This is a genomic window from Actinomycetota bacterium, assembly GCA_035697485.1.
Taxonomy (GTDB): Bacteria; Actinomycetota; UBA4738; order UBA4738; family HRBIN12; genus JAOUEA01.
In genome coordinates this window covers 34047-49867 of sequence record DASSCU010000060.1, presented here as the reverse complement: position 1 = coordinate 49867, position 15821 = coordinate 34047, and the positions used below count along the sequence as shown (strand labels likewise).

At 69.9% G+C, this 15821-nt stretch carries 22 protein-coding genes; 15 read left to right on the top strand and 7 right to left on the bottom strand.

The features are described 5' to 3' along the window. Window positions 1-47: 47 nt before the first annotated feature. From VFI59_15390 to VFI59_15365, 6 genes are all read left to right on the top strand, one after another. Window positions 48-413: a DUF1801 domain-containing protein gene (locus VFI59_15390; GenBank protein ID HET6715076.1), complete on the top strand. Its 366-nt coding sequence runs from the start codon at window positions 48-50 to the stop codon at window positions 411-413. A 62-nt stretch (window positions 414-475) separates the two neighbouring features. Next, a complete protein-coding gene (locus VFI59_15385; GenBank protein ID HET6715075.1) occupies window positions 476-850 on the top strand; it encodes a metalloregulator ArsR/SmtB family transcription factor in 375 nt (124 codons plus the stop codon). Further along, window positions 847-1323, top strand: a complete 477-nt coding sequence (locus VFI59_15380; protein ID HET6715074.1) for an SRPBCC family protein — start codon at window positions 847-849, stop codon at window positions 1321-1323. The genes VFI59_15385 and VFI59_15380 overlap by 4 nt, the downstream gene beginning before the upstream one ends. A 33-nt stretch (window positions 1324-1356) precedes the next feature. Beyond that, the gene (locus VFI59_15375; GenBank protein HET6715073.1) at window positions 1357-1833 is read left to right on the top strand and encodes a VOC family protein; all 477 of its coding nucleotides are present in this window, start codon (window positions 1357-1359) and stop codon (window positions 1831-1833) included. 33 nt (window positions 1834-1866) lie between these two features. Then, window positions 1867-2028 carry a hypothetical protein gene (locus VFI59_15370; protein ID HET6715072.1) on the top strand — a complete coding sequence of 54 codons (162 nt, stop codon included), beginning with the start codon at window positions 1867-1869 and terminating at the stop codon, window positions 2026-2028. Further along, window positions 2021-2827: an alpha/beta fold hydrolase gene (locus VFI59_15365; protein HET6715071.1), complete on the top strand. Its 807-nt coding sequence runs from the start codon at window positions 2021-2023 to the stop codon at window positions 2825-2827. Before VFI59_15370 ends, VFI59_15365 begins: the two co-directional genes overlap by 8 nt. Here VFI59_15365 and VFI59_15360 read toward each other — a convergent pair. Beyond that, window positions 2793-3818, bottom strand: a complete 1026-nt coding sequence (locus VFI59_15360; GenBank protein HET6715070.1) for a methyltransferase — start codon at window positions 3816-3818, stop codon at window positions 2793-2795. The two genes, VFI59_15365 and VFI59_15360, sit on opposite strands and share 35 nt — an antisense overlap. 96 nt (window positions 3819-3914) lie before the next feature. On the opposite strand from VFI59_15360, the gene VFI59_15355 reads away from it, so the two are divergent. Beyond that, entirely contained in the window at window positions 3915-4286 is a 372-nt protein-coding gene (locus VFI59_15355; protein ID HET6715069.1) for a hypothetical protein, read from the top strand. Here VFI59_15355 and VFI59_15350 read toward each other — a convergent pair. After that, window positions 4197-5171 (bottom strand): sigma-70 family RNA polymerase sigma factor, encoded by a 975-nt coding sequence (locus tag VFI59_15350; protein ID HET6715068.1) that lies wholly within the window; start codon window positions 5169-5171, stop codon window positions 4197-4199. The two genes, VFI59_15355 and VFI59_15350, sit on opposite strands and share 90 nt — an antisense overlap. 66 nt (window positions 5172-5237) lie before the next feature. Here VFI59_15350 and VFI59_15345 point away from each other — a divergent pair, with 66 nt between their 5' ends. The 3 genes from VFI59_15345 to VFI59_15335 are packed head-to-tail and all read left to right on the top strand — an operon-like array spanning window position 5238 to window position 6656. Continuing rightward, a complete protein-coding gene (locus VFI59_15345) occupies window positions 5238-5678 on the top strand; it encodes a GNAT family N-acetyltransferase (protein ID HET6715067.1) in 441 nt (146 codons plus the stop codon). Between the two features lie 55 nt (window positions 5679-5733). Beyond that, a complete protein-coding gene (locus VFI59_15340) occupies window positions 5734-6234 on the top strand; it encodes a GNAT family N-acetyltransferase (protein HET6715066.1) in 501 nt (166 codons plus the stop codon). Continuing rightward, window positions 6234-6656 carry a VOC family protein gene (locus tag VFI59_15335; GenBank protein ID HET6715065.1) on the top strand — a complete coding sequence of 141 codons (423 nt, stop codon included), beginning with the start codon at window positions 6234-6236 and terminating at the stop codon, window positions 6654-6656. The genes VFI59_15340 and VFI59_15335 overlap by 1 nt, the downstream gene beginning before the upstream one ends. 9 nt (window positions 6657-6665) lie before the next feature. On the opposite strand, the gene VFI59_15330 is transcribed toward VFI59_15335, so the two are convergent. Next, window positions 6666-7907 carry a low temperature requirement protein A gene (locus VFI59_15330; GenBank protein ID HET6715064.1) on the bottom strand — a complete coding sequence of 414 codons (1242 nt, stop codon included), beginning with the start codon at window positions 7905-7907 and terminating at the stop codon, window positions 6666-6668. Window positions 7908-8019: 112 nt separating this feature from the next. On the opposite strand from VFI59_15330, the gene VFI59_15325 reads away from it, so the two are divergent. Genes VFI59_15325 through VFI59_15310 form a run of 4 tightly spaced genes read left to right on the top strand, consistent with a single transcriptional unit; the run spans window position 8020 to window position 10721 of the window. Beyond that, on the top strand, window positions 8020-8469 hold the full coding sequence (locus VFI59_15325) for a YdeI/OmpD-associated family protein (GenBank protein ID HET6715063.1): 450 nt from the start codon (window positions 8020-8022) through the stop codon (window positions 8467-8469). Window positions 8470-8512: 43 nt separating this feature from the next. Next, on the top strand, window positions 8513-8851 hold the full coding sequence (locus VFI59_15320; GenBank protein ID HET6715062.1) for a metalloregulator ArsR/SmtB family transcription factor: 339 nt from the start codon (window positions 8513-8515) through the stop codon (window positions 8849-8851). Then, window positions 8848-9348, top strand: a complete 501-nt coding sequence (locus VFI59_15315; protein ID HET6715061.1) for an SRPBCC domain-containing protein — start codon at window positions 8848-8850, stop codon at window positions 9346-9348. Before VFI59_15320 ends, VFI59_15315 begins: the two co-directional genes overlap by 4 nt. A gap of 2 nt (window positions 9349-9350) precedes the next feature. Beyond that, window positions 9351-10721 (top strand): FAD-binding protein, encoded by a 1371-nt coding sequence (locus tag VFI59_15310; protein ID HET6715060.1) that lies wholly within the window; start codon window positions 9351-9353, stop codon window positions 10719-10721. A gap of 41 nt (window positions 10722-10762) precedes the next feature. On the opposite strand, the gene VFI59_15305 is transcribed toward VFI59_15310, so the two are convergent. After that, window positions 10763-11821, bottom strand: coding sequence for an LLM class flavin-dependent oxidoreductase (locus VFI59_15305; protein ID HET6715059.1), 1059 nt, complete (start codon window positions 11819-11821; stop codon window positions 10763-10765). Between the two features lie 226 nt (window positions 11822-12047). Here VFI59_15305 and VFI59_15300 point away from each other — a divergent pair, with 226 nt between their 5' ends. Further along, on the top strand, window positions 12048-13151 hold the full coding sequence (locus VFI59_15300) for a winged helix DNA-binding domain-containing protein (protein HET6715058.1): 1104 nt from the start codon (window positions 12048-12050) through the stop codon (window positions 13149-13151). Window positions 13152-13347: 196 nt separating this feature from the next. On the opposite strand, the gene VFI59_15295 is transcribed toward VFI59_15300, so the two are convergent. The 3 genes from VFI59_15295 to VFI59_15285 all read right to left on the bottom strand — a co-directional run bounded on the left by VFI59_15295 (window position 13348) and on the right by VFI59_15285 (window position 15800). Then, window positions 13348-13692, bottom strand: a complete 345-nt coding sequence (locus tag VFI59_15295) for a hypothetical protein (GenBank protein ID HET6715057.1) — start codon at window positions 13690-13692, stop codon at window positions 13348-13350. Window positions 13693-13771: 79 nt separating this feature from the next. After that, window positions 13772-15082: a HAMP domain-containing sensor histidine kinase gene (locus VFI59_15290; GenBank protein HET6715056.1), complete on the bottom strand. Its 1311-nt coding sequence runs from the start codon at window positions 15080-15082 to the stop codon at window positions 13772-13774. 40 nt (window positions 15083-15122) lie between these two features. After that, window positions 15123-15800 carry a response regulator transcription factor gene (locus VFI59_15285; protein ID HET6715055.1) on the bottom strand — a complete coding sequence of 226 codons (678 nt, stop codon included), beginning with the start codon at window positions 15798-15800 and terminating at the stop codon, window positions 15123-15125. Window positions 15801-15821 lie beyond the last annotated feature (21 nt).

Sequence of the window (15821 nt, the reverse complement as noted above, 5' to 3'; positions counted from 1 at the left end):
AGCCGATCACAGAGTGACCCGCACCGCTGCCACTCGAGGAGATGCTCATGAGCGACGATGACGACCGGGCGATCGACGTGTACCTCGCGAACCTCCCCGAGGATCAACGGGTCGCACTCGAGCACCTGCGAAGGACGATCGCGAAGGCCGCACCGGCTGCGACCGAGGCGATCAGCTACGGCGTACCCGCGTTCAAGCTTCACGGCCGTCCGCTCGTGAGCTACGGCGCCGGCAAGGCGCATTGCGCCTTCTACCTGATGAGCACCGGCGTCATGGACGCACACCTCGAGGAGCTCCGGGGCTACCAACTCGGCAAGGGGTCGATCCGCTTCCGGCCCGACGCCCTGCTGCCCGAGACGCTTGTACGAACGTTGGTCGCTGCCCGCATCGCCGAGCTCGAGGCGCCTTCCTAGGGCTTGACAGGAGCGCTCCCCAGGCTCTATAACCGTCTTGTTCTAGAAAGAGGGTGTTATAGATGGCGGTGGATCAGTTGGATGCGGTGTTCGGAGCCCTCGCGGACCCCACGCGACGCGAGATCCTCGAGCGGCTCACGCAGGGGGAAGCGTCGGTCGCCGAGATCGCGGCGCCATTCACCGTGTCGCAGCCGGCGATCTCGCGACACCTCAAGGTGCTCGAGGACGCGGGACTGATCTCCCGCACCCGCAGGGCCACGGCTCGGCTCAGCCATCTCGAGGCCGAGCCGCTTCGCGAGGCCACCGAGTGGCTCTCGGGCTACCGCGAGTTCTGGGACGAGAGCTACGAGCGTCTCGACGCGCTGCTCGCTGCCCTGCAGCGTCAGCAGACGGATCGCCCAGGCCGGGGCGACACGACAGGAAGGGGTACGTCATGACCAAGATGAAGGTCACCGCGGAACCGGGGGTCCCGCAGATCATCGCTACCAGGGAGGTCGACGCGCCGCCCGAGCTCGTCTACCGGGCTTTCACCGATCCGGACCTGCTCGTGCAGTGGCTCGGGCCGCGCCGGCTCACGATGAAGATCGACCGATACGACGCGCGCGACGGCGGCTCGTGGCGGTACATCCACATCGACGAGGACGGCACCGAGTACGGGTTCCACGGCGTCTTCCACGGCGAGCCCTCGCCGCAGGGCATCGTCCAGACGTTCGAGTTCGAGGGCTACCCCGGCCACGTGCAGCTGGACACCGCCCGGTTCGAGGAGGTCGACGGTTCGACGATCGTCCACATCAACTCGGTGTTCCAGTCGGTCGAGGACCGCGACGGCATGCTGCAGTCGGGCATGGAGACCGGGCTGAACGAGGGGTTCGAGCGGCTCGACGAGTTGCTGGCGAAGCCGATCGCCTGAGCCCGACAACGAAAGCACGAGGAGGACATCCGGATGCAGAAGATCACCCCGTTCCTATGGTTCGACGGTCAGGCCGAGGAGGCGGCGAACCTCTACGTCTCGCTCTTCGCCGACGCCGAGATCACCGGCGTCTCGCGATACCCCGAGGGTGCGCCAGGGCCGACCGGCGAGGTGATGACGGTCAGCTTCCGCCTGGCCGGCCAGGAGTTCACCGCGCTCAACGGCGGCCCCCAGTTCCCGTTCACCGAGGCGGTGTCGTTCGCCGTGTCGTGCGAGGATCAGGCCGAGGTCGACCGGCTCTGGGACGCGCTCATCGAGGGGGGTGGCGAGCCCAGCCAGTGCGGGTGGCTGAAGGACCGCTTCGGTCTCAGCTGGCAGATCGTTCCCACCCGGCTGTACGAGTTGCTCGACGACCCCGACCGCGAGCGGGCACAGCGGGCCATGCAGGCGATGCTGCAGATGAGCAAGATCGAGATCAAGTCGTTGGAGGACGCGGCCGACGCGGCCTGACGGCGTCGCCGGACCGAGGGGGACCAACCGGCCATGGATCTGAAGCTCGAACTGCTGCCGGTGCCGGTGACCGACGTCGACCGTGCCAAGGCTTCTACGAGCGCTGCGCATTCGTCGTCGACCTCGGACATCGACGCAGCGCGCGAGGAACCTGCGACGAGCCGCGGCGAGCATCAGGCTCGAACCGATGGCTGATGACACCGGAGTGCTCCGGGTCCAGGTCGGCGATCTCTCGATCTCATATGAGCGAGCCGGGAGCGGGCCACCGCTCGTGATGCTGCACGGAGGCCTCTCCGATCACCGTGAGTGGCGGGCGCAGATCGACGGTCTCAGTGACTCGTTCACGGTCGTCGCGTGGGACACGCCCGGATGCGGAGGGTCGACCGTTCCGCCCGAGTCGTTCCGCATGCCCGACTATGCCGATGTGCTCGCGGGCTTCATCTCGGCGCTCGGGCTCGAGCGGCCCCACATACTCGGCCTGTCGTGGGGCTCGACCTTGGCCCTCGAGTTGTACGGCAGTCACCCCGGAGTGCCCCGGACGCTCCTGCTGACTGGGGCCTACGCAGGATGGGCGGGGTCACTGCCACCCTCGGTGGTCGCCGAGCGCCTCGAGAGCGCGATGCGGGACCTCCGGTCGGAGGATCCCGAGCGCATCATCCGGAGTTGGCTGCCCACGCTGTTCACCGAGCGGGCGCCGGCCGAGATGATCGAAGGGTTCGTGGCGACCTTCTCGGACTTCGAACCAGACGGGACCGCCGCGATGCTTCGCGCGATGGCCGAGGCCGATCTGCGCGACGTCATGCCGACGATCTCGGTCCCGACCCTGCTGCTCTACGGCGAGGAAGACGTGCGCTCGTCGCTGCAGGTCGCCGAGGAGATGCACGCGACGATCCCGGGTTCGACGCTCGTGGTGCTGCCCGAGGTCGGCCACCAGAGCAACATCGAGGCGCCCGAGCGCTTCAACGCGGCGGTGCGAGACTTCCTGCCGCGCTGAGCTCGACGATCGAGAGATCGCCGGCGGGATGCACGTCGGCGACGCGGAGACCGACATCGGCCGCGAGGGCCGAGACCTCGCCGACGCCACGCTCACGCCCGCCGAAGTACACGAGCACGCGCAGATCCATCGCCGTGCGCACGGACTCGCCGTCGGGCCCGACCTTCTCGATCACGAAGACCGAACCGTCGGGACCCGCGGCCTCGGCGCACCGGCCGAGGATCAGGCGAGCGGCCTCGTCGTTCCAGTCGTGCAGGATCGCGCACAGCATGTAGCCACCGGCGCCCGCGGGGAGCGGGTCGAAGAAGCTCCCCGCGACGGCCTCGCTGCGATCGGCGTGGCCTGCAGCCGCCAACGCCGACCCCGCCGCCACCGCCGGCTTCGGCAGATCGACGACCGTGCCTCGCAGGCCAGGGAAGGCCCGGAGCAGCGAGATCAGCAGCGTGCCGTCGCCGCCTCCGACGTCGACGACGTTGCCGAGCGCGCCCCAGTCGTAGGCCCCGACGATCGACGGCGCCCAGGTCCCCACGTCGGATCCCATCTGCGAGGCGTACGAGGCGGCCCGCTCGGGGTCGGCCGACACGTCGTCCCAGAACGATCGCCCGAAACGCACGGGGAAGGCGGGCTCGCCGGTGCGCACCGAGTGCAGCAGATCGGCGAAGGCGAGCTCTGCACGGCCCACCGCAGCCTCGATGTCCAACGCTGGGCGGGCTCCCGAGGGGTGGTCGTCGCGGAGCGCCTCGCCCGTGGTCGCCAGGGAGTACCCGCGCGCGCCGTGCCGCTCGAGCACACCCATCGACGCGAGGTGACGCATCAGCCGTTCGAGGGCGTCGGCGTCGACACGCGCATCCCGCGCCAGCTCGACGGAGGTGCGCACCCCCGCCGCGATGTGATCGGCGATCCGCAGCGTTGCCGCGACCCGGATCGCCATCGGCGTCACGAGGTCGGCCATCCGGTACAGGTCGGCTGTCGCTCGATCCTCGTCCCTCACCGCACCCCTCCCGAGGTGCACAGCCTCGGGCTTCACCGCCCCTGCCGCAACCCGGCCGCGATGAGTTCCCGCCACCGATGTCGTCTGCCCAGGTGGATGGCGCTCATCCTCGACTTCGACGGCGCGCTCGGGCGGGCCGCGATCGTGTCGCAGTGCGACCGCGTCCGGGCGCTGCTCGACGGGGCCGACTCGGAGCAGGTGGTGTGCGACGTCGGCGCACTCGTGCACCCCGACGGCGTCGCGATCGAGACGCTGGCTCGGATGCAGCTGACCGCATCGCGGCTCGGACGCCGGATCGTCTTGCTCGAGGCGAGCGCCGAGCTCATGGCTCTGCTCTCGCTCACCGGCCTCCGCGGTGCGATCCCCTCGGCCGTGGGGTCAAGCGTCGAGCCGGTCGGGCAGTCCGAAGAGCGGGAAGAGGTGCGCCGTGTCGAGGAAGAAGCTGATGCCGGCGATGCGATCGCCTGAGACCTCGAGCACCTGGAGCGCCCACGGCTCGTGCCCACCGCGTGGAGCCGGTTTGTACTGCGCATACCCGGGCGATCCATTGACCTCGAGCGGGATCAGCCGGGAACCGCGGCAGCCGATGCCCGGGCCGAGGCACCAGGCAGCGATGTCGTCGTGGGTCTGCAGCCAGAGCGCGTACGGCGGCATCGACCACGTCGCGTCGTCACGGAGCAGTGACGTGAGCGAGTCCATGTCGTAGCGCTCGAACGCGTCGACATATCGCTCGAGCAGCGAGCGCTGTTCGTCGTCCAGGGGTCGCAACGGCGCGGCGTCGGAGATCCCGGCCGCCCCGAGCGTCGCGTGGGCGCGCTGCAGGGCGCTGTTGACCGAAGCGACCGACGTGTCGAGCAGCTCCGCGACCTCGGAGGCCTTCCAGCGGAAGACGTCACGCAGCACGAGCACCGCGCGTTGCTTCGGGGGCAGATGCTGCAGCGCGGCGATGAAGGCGATGCGGATCGTCTCGCGCGCCTCGGCCACCGCGGCTGGGTCCCCGTCGGTCGGCAGGACGCGATCGTCGGGCACCGGCAGGATCCACGTCGCCTCGGGCAGGGGGTCGCCCAGGTTCGAGGCTTCGGCCGCCTTCGCGGGCCCCAGGTCCATCGGGCGAGCGCGGCGTTCCTTGCCGCTCAGCATGTCGAGACAGATGTTCGTGGTGATGCGGTAGAGCCACGAACGGAGCGCCGCGCGACCTTCGAACCGCTCGTAGCCGCGCCACGCGCGCAGCATCGTCTCCTGCACGGCGTCTTCGGCCTCGAACGCCGACCCCAGCATGCGGTAGGCGTAGGCGGTGAGCTCCCGCCGATGCTCCTCGAGCCGCAGATCCAGATCTTCGGGCGCGCGAACCATGCGCACCACCCTACGACTCCGCGGCGACGGCGAAGTCCTCGCTCTGCCTGGCCTACCCTGTCCCACATGCCGAGCGACAGCGACGAGATCGAGCTTGAGGTCGCAGACTCCGTCGCGTCGGTGAAGGAAGCGGCTCACCTATTCGATCACCCGGTCGACGACGGCGCGACGCGGGCCTTCCTCGACGACCGGCGCCACGTTCTCCTCGTGGCTCGCATCGGCGGGCATCCCGTCGGATTCGTCTCGGGTGTCGAGCTGACGCACCCTGACAAGGCCAGATCGGAGATGTTCGTCTACGAGCTCGGGGTCGACGAGGACTTCCGACGTCGGGGGATCGCGACCGCGCTGATGCAGGGCTTGATAGCGCTCTGCGAGACGCGCGGGTGCGGCGAGATGTTCGTGCTGACCGAGCACGACAACGAGGCGGCCCTCGCGACGTATCGGAAGGCCCTCGGCACGCCCGAGCCGGCCGGCGTGATGTTCACCTGGCACTGGACCGATCGGTAGGTGTTCGGCGACCACGTTCTGGCGCAAGGTCGGCGGTCATCGGTAGGGTCGTGACATGCAACTGCGAGACGTCACGCTCGACGACCTCGACCTCTACGTCCGCATGCGCTGCGACCCCGCGATGATGGCCGAGCTCGGGGGGCCGCTGCCTCGCGAGGGCGTGCCCGACAAGCTCCGCCGCGACGTCGAGGCGGTCGAGCGCGGCGAGTACTGGATCTCGATCGTCGAATCCGACCAGGCCGAGCCCATGGGCTCGGTCGTGTTGTGGCGACACGACGACCACGGTGAGGACGAGACGGAGATCGGCTGGATGGTCTTGCCCGAGTTCCAGGGACGGGGCATCGGCAAGGCCGCCACGGCCGCGTTGATCGAGCGTGCTCGTGCCGACGACCGGTGGGGCGACATCAACGCGTACCCGGGGGTCACGAACGCGCCCTCGAACGGCATCTGCCGCTCGCTCGGCTTCGAGCTCGTCGGCACCATGGACGTCCTCGCGTTCGACGATCGCCCGCTGCACGTGAACCACTGGCGGCTTCACGAGGAGACGACCCCCTGATGGAGCAGCGGGTGAGCCTCGTCACGCTCGGCGTCGCCGACGTCGGGACGTCGAAGGACTTCTACGAGCGGCTCGGGTGGCGGGTCGGCCTCGACGTCGAGGACACTGCGTTCTTCCAGGCCGGGGGCTTGATCGTCGCACTCTGGGACCGCGCGAAGCTCGCCGCCGACAGTGCCGTCGACGACACGAACGGATGGGGCGGGGTGACCCTCGCCCACAACGTGCGCTCCCCCGAACAGGTCGAGGACGTGATCGACCGGGCCAGAGCCGTCGGCGCCCGCATCGGGCGAGAGCCGGGTGAGACGTTCTGGGGCGGCTACTCGGGGGTGTTCGTCGACCCCGACGGTCATCCATGGGAGGTTGCCTACAACCCAGGCTTCCCGCTCGACGACGACGGAGGGATCAGGCTCCCGTCCGGCTGAGACCGGGGGCTAACGCTGGGGCGTGGGAGGGGATCCGGTCGCGTCGTCCTCGTGGCGGACCCGCTCGCGGAATTCCGAACGCGTGATCGCTTCGTACGCGATCAGCCCGGCCAGCACGACCGTGAGCAGGCCCAGGGCGCCGAGCGCCGGCATCACCGCGGCGAATGGGATCGACCCGAGCACCACCGCGGCCGCCGTCACACGTTGCCATGAGACGTGATGCCAGATGCGGAACCGGAACGCGACGTGCGCGAGCAGGTAGACCGCGGTGCCTCCGTACAACGCCCCGAGCGGCAACGTGGCCAGCGGGTCGGAGAGCTCGTGGTGGCTCGTGTCGGCCACGTACTCCAGGACCTTCTTCAGCCCCAGCGACCCGAGGATGATGCCGGCGATCATCGGCAGGTGCAGGTAGCTGTATGCGTCGCGCGCGAGGCGGGCTCGTTCCTCGCCCTGCGCCCGCCGCAGTGCGCGCTCGGCCACGATCGAGACCACGTCGAAGTAGGCCCACCACAGACACCCGGCGACCGTGAGTCCCAGCACCGAGGCGACGATGATCGGCCACGAGATCGGCAGCTTCGCGACCCCCACCCCGATCGCGACGATCGATTCGCCCAGGGCGACGATCACGATCAGCCCGTGCCGTTCGGCGAAGTGGCCGGCCGAGTTCAGGCGCCACCCCGAGGCGCCGGCGAGGATCGTGCCGCCGAAGTCGACGACCAGCACCGCCACCCACGTGAGCGTCTGTGCTCGGCCGTCGAGCTGCGAGGCGACGAGCAGGAGCGCCGTGCTCCCCAGCACCGAGGGGGCGAAGCGGAGGAGTTGTCCGCGGAGCTCGTAGTCCTGGTTCTCCCCCGCGGCGAGCCAGAAGATCGCGAGGTGCAGCAGCCGGACAGCGAGGTAGGCGAAGGCGAACACGACCGGGCCGGTGAGTCCCCCGGGCAGATCGTCGAACGATTCGGGCACGGTCAGGGCCATGACGAACATCGCCGCCATCGCTCCGAACATCGTCACCCGCCCGAGACCCTCGTCGGCCTGGACCACGTTGCCGAGCCAGGCGTAGCCCACCCAGCACCACCAGAGCAGCCCGAGCACGAGCATCCCGCGCACGACCCCCCGTACCGACAGGTCGTCGGCCATCAGCGCGGTGACCTGCGTGAGGGAGAAGACGAAGACCAGGTCGAAGAACAGCTCGATCGGCGTGACCCTGGCCTCTTCCGAGACGGAGTGGATGCGCGGATGCCGCTCGCTCACGGCCCGAATCGTCTCACGCGTGTGATCGATGCATGCCGGGACCGATGCCGAGCCGGCGCCGCATGCTCGATGATGCCGGGAACGCACCCGTCACCGTCAGGAGGCTCGTCCGATGAGGTTCCGAGCGACGATCCGACTCGAAGGGAAGACCGCCACGGGCATCCCCGTTCCGGCCGGCGTCGTCGGCCGGCTCGGGAAGGGCAAACGCCCCCGGGTCCGCGTCACCGTCGGCGGCCACACGTACCGGAGCACGGTGGCGGCCTACGGTGACGTCTTCATGCTTCCCCTCAGCGGGGAGAACCGCGAAGCCGCTGGCGTCGCGGCGGGCGACGAGGTCGATGTCGACGTCGAGCTCGACACCGAGCCACGGACGGTCGAGGTCCCCACCGACTTCGCGGAGGCGCTCGCCGCCGATCCCGACGCGAAGCGGTTCTTCGAGGGGCTCTCGTACAGCCAGCAGCGCTGGCACGTGCTGTCGATCGATGGGGCAAAGTCCGCCGAAACACGGCAGCGTCGCATCGACAAGTCGATGGGGACGCTGCGCGAGGGCCGTGCGCGCTGAGCGCGCGTTGACGTACGCTTCGATCCCGACCATACTTAACCGTATGGTTCAGTCTCAGGTGCTCGACCGAACGTTCTCCGCCCTGTCGGATCCGACGCGCCGCGACATCCTCGAGCGACTGACGACCGGGCCGGCCTCGATCACCGAATTGGCGCGGCCCTACGGCATCTCGCTGCCCGGCGTGATGAAGCACGTCCGCATCCTCGAGGAGGCCCATCTCGTGTCGACCGAGAAACGCGGACGCATCCGTGAGTGCCGGGTCGATCCTGGGTACATGGAAGACGCGAGCGCGTGGATCGAGCGCTGCCGACAGCAGTGGGAGCGCCGGCTGGATCGGCTCGACGCCTACCTCGCCGAGCAACGGAAGGGAGCACCGACGTGAGCGACGAACATCCGGAGAACGTGCTGACCGCCGAGAGCGACGATCAGGGACTCACGATCGTCCGCATCTTCGACGCTTCGCGGGAGGAGGTCTTCAGGGCATGGACCGAGCCGGAGGCGTTCGCGCAGTGGTTCGGTGAGCACGGCTCGAACGTTCCCGCGGACGCGGCGACGCTGGACGTGCGGCCCGGCGGCGCTTGGCGCGTCGTCATGCTCGTCGGCACCGGCGCCGAACTCGTGTTCTGGGGCCACTACCGCGAGGTCGACGAGCCCTCGCACCTCGTGCTCACGCTGACCGACCAGGAACCCGTCCCGGATCAGGTGTTCGACGAGCTCACGGTCGACCTCGAGGATCTGGGTGGCGGGCGCACGCAGATGACGTTCACCCAGCTCGGCGGGAACATGCCCGCCGCCCAGTACGCGCGGGCGCTCGCCGGGTGGCTGCTCTTCTTCGAGCGTCAGCAGGACCTGCTGAAATCACGACACGACGGAGCCTGACGATGACGACGACCACCACACGATTCCGAGCGCTCGGCGACGCACTCCGCGGCGGGCTGATCATGCCCGGCGACGACGGCTACGACCACGCCCGCGAGCTGTTCTACGGCGGCATGGACCGGCGGCCGGCGGCCGTCGCCCGTGTGGCCGACGCAGCCGACGTCGCGCGGGCAGTGACGTTCGCTCGCGAGACCGAGACGCCGCTCAGCGTTCGGGGCGGCGGACACAGCGGCGCCGGCCACAGCGTGATCGACGACGCGCTCACGATCGACCTGGCCGACCTGCGCTCGCTGGAGATCGACGCCGGCGAGCGCGTCGCGTGGGCGCACGCAGGTCTGACCGCGGGCGAGTACACGTTGGCGGCGGCCGAGCACGGACTCGCGACGGCGTTCGGCGATTCCGGCTCGGTCGGCATCGGCGGCATCACGCTCGGCGGCGGCGTCGGGTTCCTCGCCCGTCCGTACGGCCTCACGATCGATTCGCTGATCGCCGCCGAGGTGGTCACCGCCGACGGCGAGGTGCGGCACGTCGACGACGAGCAGCACCCCGACCTCTTCTGGGCGATCCGCGGCGGCGGCGGCAACTTCGGCGTCGTGACCCGCCTGCTCCTCCGGCTGCACGACGTCGGCACGCTCATGGGCGGACTCCTCTTCCTGCCCGCCACACCCGAGACGATCACGGCGTTCGTCGCCGAAGCGCAGGCCGCGCCCGACGAGCTGACGACGATCGCGAACGTGATGCCGGCACCACCGATGCCGTTCCTACCCGAGGAGTTCCACGGCTCACTCGTGATCTTCGCGATGCTCACCTGCGTCGGCGACCTCGAGGCCGGGGAACGGGCGATCGCGCCGTTCCGCTCGATCGCGCCTCCGATCGCCGACATGGTGCGCCCGATGAGCTATCCCGAGATGTACATGCCCGAAGAGGAGGGCTACCACCCGATCGGCGTCGTCCGGTCGCTCTTCGTCGACTCCCTCGGCCTCGCCGAGGCAGGGACGATCGTCGAGCACCTCGAGGCGTCGACCGCGATGATGCGTGTGGCGCAGATCCGCGTGCTGGGCGGCGCCGTGTCGGCGGTGGCGAACGACTCGACCGCGTACGCCCACCGCGATCGGGCGATCATGGTCAACACGGCGGCGCTGTACGAGCAGGCGGAGGACGAGGCCGTGCATCAGGCGTGGGTCCGGGGGTTCGCGTCCGCCCTGGCCGGCGACGACCTCCGCGCGTACGTCAACTTCCTGGTCGACGAGGGCCCGGAGCGCGTGCGCCAGGCCTACCCCGGGGCGACATGGGATCGCCTCCGCTCGATCAAGGCGCGCTACGACCCCACGAACCTGTTCCGGCACAACCAGAACATCCCGCCGGCGGCCTAGGGCGGGGGTCGCCGGCCGGCGTCGGTCCGGGGTCCCGTCGGTCAGCTCGTCGAAGCGGAGACCTTCCGCCGGGCGAGCTCCGCGCGCACGGCGGGCGCGACCTCGGTGCCGAACAGCTCGATCGAGCGCATCAGCCGGTCGTGCGGCAGCGTCCCCATGCTGAACTGCACCAGGAACCGGTCGTGCTCGAAGATCTCGTACTGGAACAAGATCTTCTCGACCACCTGTTGCGGCGAGCCCACGAAGTTGGCGCCGTGGAGCGTCGCCTCGCCCTCGTACTGCTCGCGCGTGAGGGGTCGCCACCCGCGCTCACGTCCGATCGTGTTCATCATCTGCGCCACGTGGGGGAACGACTCGTCGATCGCCTGCTGCGACGTGTCCGCGACGTAGCCGTGCGCGTTGATGCTCAGGGCCGGGATCGGATCGTGCCCTGCTTGATGTGCCGCGTCACGGAACAGCTCCGCGAACGGGGCGAACCGCTCGGGCCGCCCGCCGATGATCGCGAGGGCCATCGGCAAGCCAAGCGTGCCGGCGCGGAACGCCGACTCCGGCGCACCCCCGACCGCGACCCAGATCGGCAGCGGGACCTGCACAGGGCGCGGATACACGCCGACGCTGCCATCGAGCGGCGGGCGGTGCTTCCCGCGCCAGCTGATGCGCTCGCCTTCTCGGAGCGCGATCAGCATCCTCAGCTTCTCGTCGAAGAGCTCGTCGTAGTCCCCGAGATCGAAGCCGAAGAGCGGGAACGACTCGGTGAAGGAGCCGCGCCCGGCCATGATCTCGGCACGCCCGCCCGAGAGCAGGTCGACGGTGGCGAAGTCCTGGAAGACGCGCACGGGGTCGTCGGAGCTCACGACCGTGACGGCGCTCGTCAGCCGGATGCGCTCGGTGCGGACGGCCGCCGCCGCCAGCACGACCGCGGGCGAGGAGACGATCAGGTCGGGGCGATGGTGCTCGCCGATGCCGAAGACGTCGAGGCCGAGCTGGTCGGCGAGCTCGACCTCTTCCATGAGGTGCTTCATGCGCAACGCGGGGCTGATCGTCGCCCCGGACACCGGGTCGGGGTACAGCTCGGCGAAGGTGTAGAGACCGATCTCCATCGTGCTGCGTGGAACCCCAGCACGCGGCTGGTTGTTCCGTCAACCTCCGACGCGGAGAAGCATGCATGAGCGCGGAGTCGTGGTATCCATGCCCGGGCACGATCGGAGTTCACGTGTTCCCGAGATCGAGTGAAGCACGCACCGCACACCGCGCCGACCTGCTGCCGATGTGCGCGGTCCCCACTCGCTCCGAGCCGGCGCTCGCCGATGTCGTCGAGGAGCCCGCGTGACCGCGACGGTCGGCCAGGGGGCACTGAACCGCGCCCTGCTCGCGCGCCAGCTGCTGCTGGAGCGAGCAGTCATGCCCGTCGGGGACGTCGTCGAGCACCTGGTCGGCCACCAAGCGCAGTCGCCCCCCGACCCCTACGTCGGGCTGTGGTCTCGGCTCGACGGGTTCGATCCGCAGCGGCTCGCGGGCATGCTCGAGGACCGCCTCGTCGTGCGTGCGGCGCTGATGCGAGCGACGATCCACCTCGTGACCGCCCGCGACGCGCTCACGCTGCGGCCGCTCCTGGCTCCGGTGCTCGAGCGGACCCTCAGCACCGGTAGTCCGTTCGGCCGGCGGCTGCGGGACGTCGACCTCGACGAGGTGATCGCGTTCGGTCGGGCGATGCTCGACGATGGTCCCCACACCAGAGCCGAGCTCGTGGCCGGGTTCACGGAACGCTGGCCTGACGCCGACACCGACGCGATGGGCTACGCGGTGCAGTACCTCGTGCCCCTCGTCCAGGTTCCGCCTCGCGGGGTGTGGGGCAAGTCCGGCCGGGCCACCTGGGCACCCCTGGAAGCGTGGCTCGAAGCACCTCTCGACGGGCGTCCGCCGATCGACGATCTGGTCCGCAGGTACCTGGGCGCGTTCGGGCCCGCCACGGTGATGGACATGCAGTCCTGGTCCGGCCTCACCCGGCTGAAGGAGGTGTTCGAGCGGCTCCGCCCGCAGCTCCGGGTCGATCGGAACGAGGCCGGCCGGGAGCTCTTCGACCTTCCCCACGCGCCGCGCCCCGATGCGGACACGCCGGCGCCGCCGAGATTCCTCCCCGAGTACGACAACGTGCTGCTCGGCCACGCGGACAGGACGCGGATCGTGAGCGACGACGATCGACGTCGGCTCATGGCCGAAGCGGGCATGCGCAGCGTGCGCACCTTCCTGCTCGACGGCCGGGGCGCCGGCACGTGGACGATCGAGCGCTCAGGGGACGGGGCCCACATGACGATCGCCCCGTGGGCGCGGGTGCCACGCAAGGATCGGACCGATCTGACGGACGAGGCACGGGCTCTGGTGGCCTGGTGGTTCCCCGAGGCGGCCCACATCGACGTCCGATTCGGGTGAGAGCCCGGTCCGGGCCGTTCCGCGGGGTGCTCGACCAGGGCCACGACCCGCGAGGCCATGAAGCGAGCCGAACGGACAGGGGTGCCTCGAACGTCCGGCCGTCACCGACGTCTACCGTCACCTCGACCCGGTCACCTCGCATGGCCAACCATCATCGGTCGGCGATGGGCCTTTCCAGGGGTTGTCTTCCGTTCGGTCAGGACTCCTCGCCGGAACCCGAGTCGTCGTCGCCCGAGCCCTCACCCGAGTCGTCGTCGGCCGTGCTCCCGATGACGTTGAAGTCCTCATCGAGTTGCACCTCGACCACGCTCCCGTCGTCAAGACGAACCTCGGCCTCGTAGACGGCTCCGTCGTCGCCGACCTCGCTGTCGACGACGGTCCCTTCACCGGTGTGCGCGAGTGCCGCCGCCGTGGCGCGCTCGAGATCGCCGCCTTCGAGCGGCTGGTCGTCGCTGCTGGTCGCGACGCTGACGGTCGCAGCAGCTCCCGCGATCACGAGCGCGGCGGCGGCCGTGGCCAGGACCTTGGTTCTCGTGCGCATCCACGTTCCTCCTCGTTCGGGGGGTATCGCGGAGCATGATGCCCGCCGGCTCCTGACCGCAGGCTGAATGGCGCGTCGGTCAGGAGCCGCCGATCGGCAGCGACACCTCGACGCGGGCGCCGCCGAGCGGGCCATCTCCGATCGACACCTCGCCGCCGTGGGCGTCGACGACCGCACGCACGATCGCGAGCCCCAACCCGGACCCGCCCCTATCGCGCGAACGGGCATCGTCGAGCCTCACGAACCGGTCGAAGACGTGTTCGCGCTCGCTCGGTTCGATGCCAGGACCGTCATCGTCGATCGTCACGACCGCCCGGCCGCCGACCTCAGCCACCGACAGTGCCACCACGCCCCGGGCGTGGTTCGCCGCGTTCTCGGCGAGGTTGCGAACGACCCTCTCGAGCTCGCCCGCGTCGCCGAGCACCCTCGCCGCAGAGACCCTGCTGGTGTCCACCCTCAGCGGTGTGGATCGGCGAAGACGCTCGACTTCCGCGAGCACGACGTCGTCGAGATCGACCTGGTCCGTTCCGCCTCGCCTGCCTTCGTCGACGCGGGCGAGCAGGAGCAGGTCGTTGACGAGATGCTCGACCCGGAGGTTCTCCCGGTGCACGACCTCGGCGAGGTCTCCGACGGACGTGGCCTGCGGGTGGGCGATCGCCACCTCGCTGTGCTGACGGATCGATGCGACCGGTGACCGCAGCTCGTGCGCGGCGTCGGAGACGAACCGGCGTTGACGCAGATGCGACGATTCGAGGCGGGCGAGCATCCGGTTCATCGTGGTGGCCAACCGCGCGATCTCGTCCCCGGTGTCCGGCTCTGGCACCCGTCGATCGAGGGCACCCGCCGAGAGCGTCTCGACCTCGGCGCGGATCGCCTCCACGGGTCGCAGCGCCCCTCCGGTGATCCTCCACGTGACGACTCCGACGACGAGCACCAGCAACGGAACGCCGCTCACGAGCAGGGGCACCTCGGCGTCGGTCGCTTCGACGACGTCCTCGAGACTCCGACCGACGAGCACGACGCGTGGCGGGACGGCCCCCGGGACTCCGGTCGCTACGACCAGGAACGGCCCGTCCTCGAACTCGACATCGATGGTTGCCTCTCCCCCCGGACCGAGCGAGGCGAGGGCCGGCTCGCCCATCACGTTCGCGCTGGCCGCCTCGACCGCTCCGTCGGCCCCGAGCACCTGCACGAACTCCTCGTCGGACCCGCCGACGACGAGACCAGGCTCGGCCCCCGCACCGATCGCGGTCGCGACGACCTCGGCGCGCGCGTCTGCGGCGTCGCGCACCCCGGCCGTGAGCGATCGGCCCAGGAACACCACCAGCGCCACCGACGCGAGGACGAGGGCGCACCCCACGACGAGGCACGCTCCGAACGTGGTGCGCACGCGCACGGATCGCAACCGACCGACCCCGCCTCGCGTCATGTCAGCCGCCGTCCGCGACGAGTCGATACCCCGCGCCACGGAGCGTCTCGATCGAGGCGCGACCGAACGGCCGGTCGAGCTTGTTCCGCAGGTGGCGCATGTAGACCTCAACGATGTTGAGATCTCCCTCGAACCGATCGTCCCAGACATGCTCGAGGATCTCGGACTTCGACACGACCTCGCCCGCGTGCCGCAGCAGGAACTCGAGCAGCGACGCCTCCCGCGCGGTCAGGCGCACCTCGGTCTCACCGCGCCACGCCCGTCGGGCGCCCGGATCGAAGCGCAGATCACCGGCCTCGAGCACGGAGGGGCGTTCCGCCGAGCCCCGGCGGATCAGCGCTCGCAGGCGTGCGACGAGAGCCACGTAGGAGAAGGGCTTCGTGACATAGTCGTCGGCACCGGTATCGAGGGCTTCGGCCTCGTCGTACTCACCGTCCTTCGCGGTCAGCATCAGGATGGGGGTCCACACCCCGGCCTCGCGCAGGGCAGCGCACACGCGATAGCCGTTCATGCCGGGGAGCATGATGTCGAGCACGATGGCGTCGTAGGGACGCTCGCGCGCCATGTGCAGGCCATCGACCCCGTCGTAGGCGACGTCGGCAGCGAACCCTTCGGCTTCGAGACCTCGGCGCAGGCCTTCTGCCAGCGTCGTTTCGTCCTCCACCACAAGCACTCGCATGACGGCTCGCTCCTTCGCGTG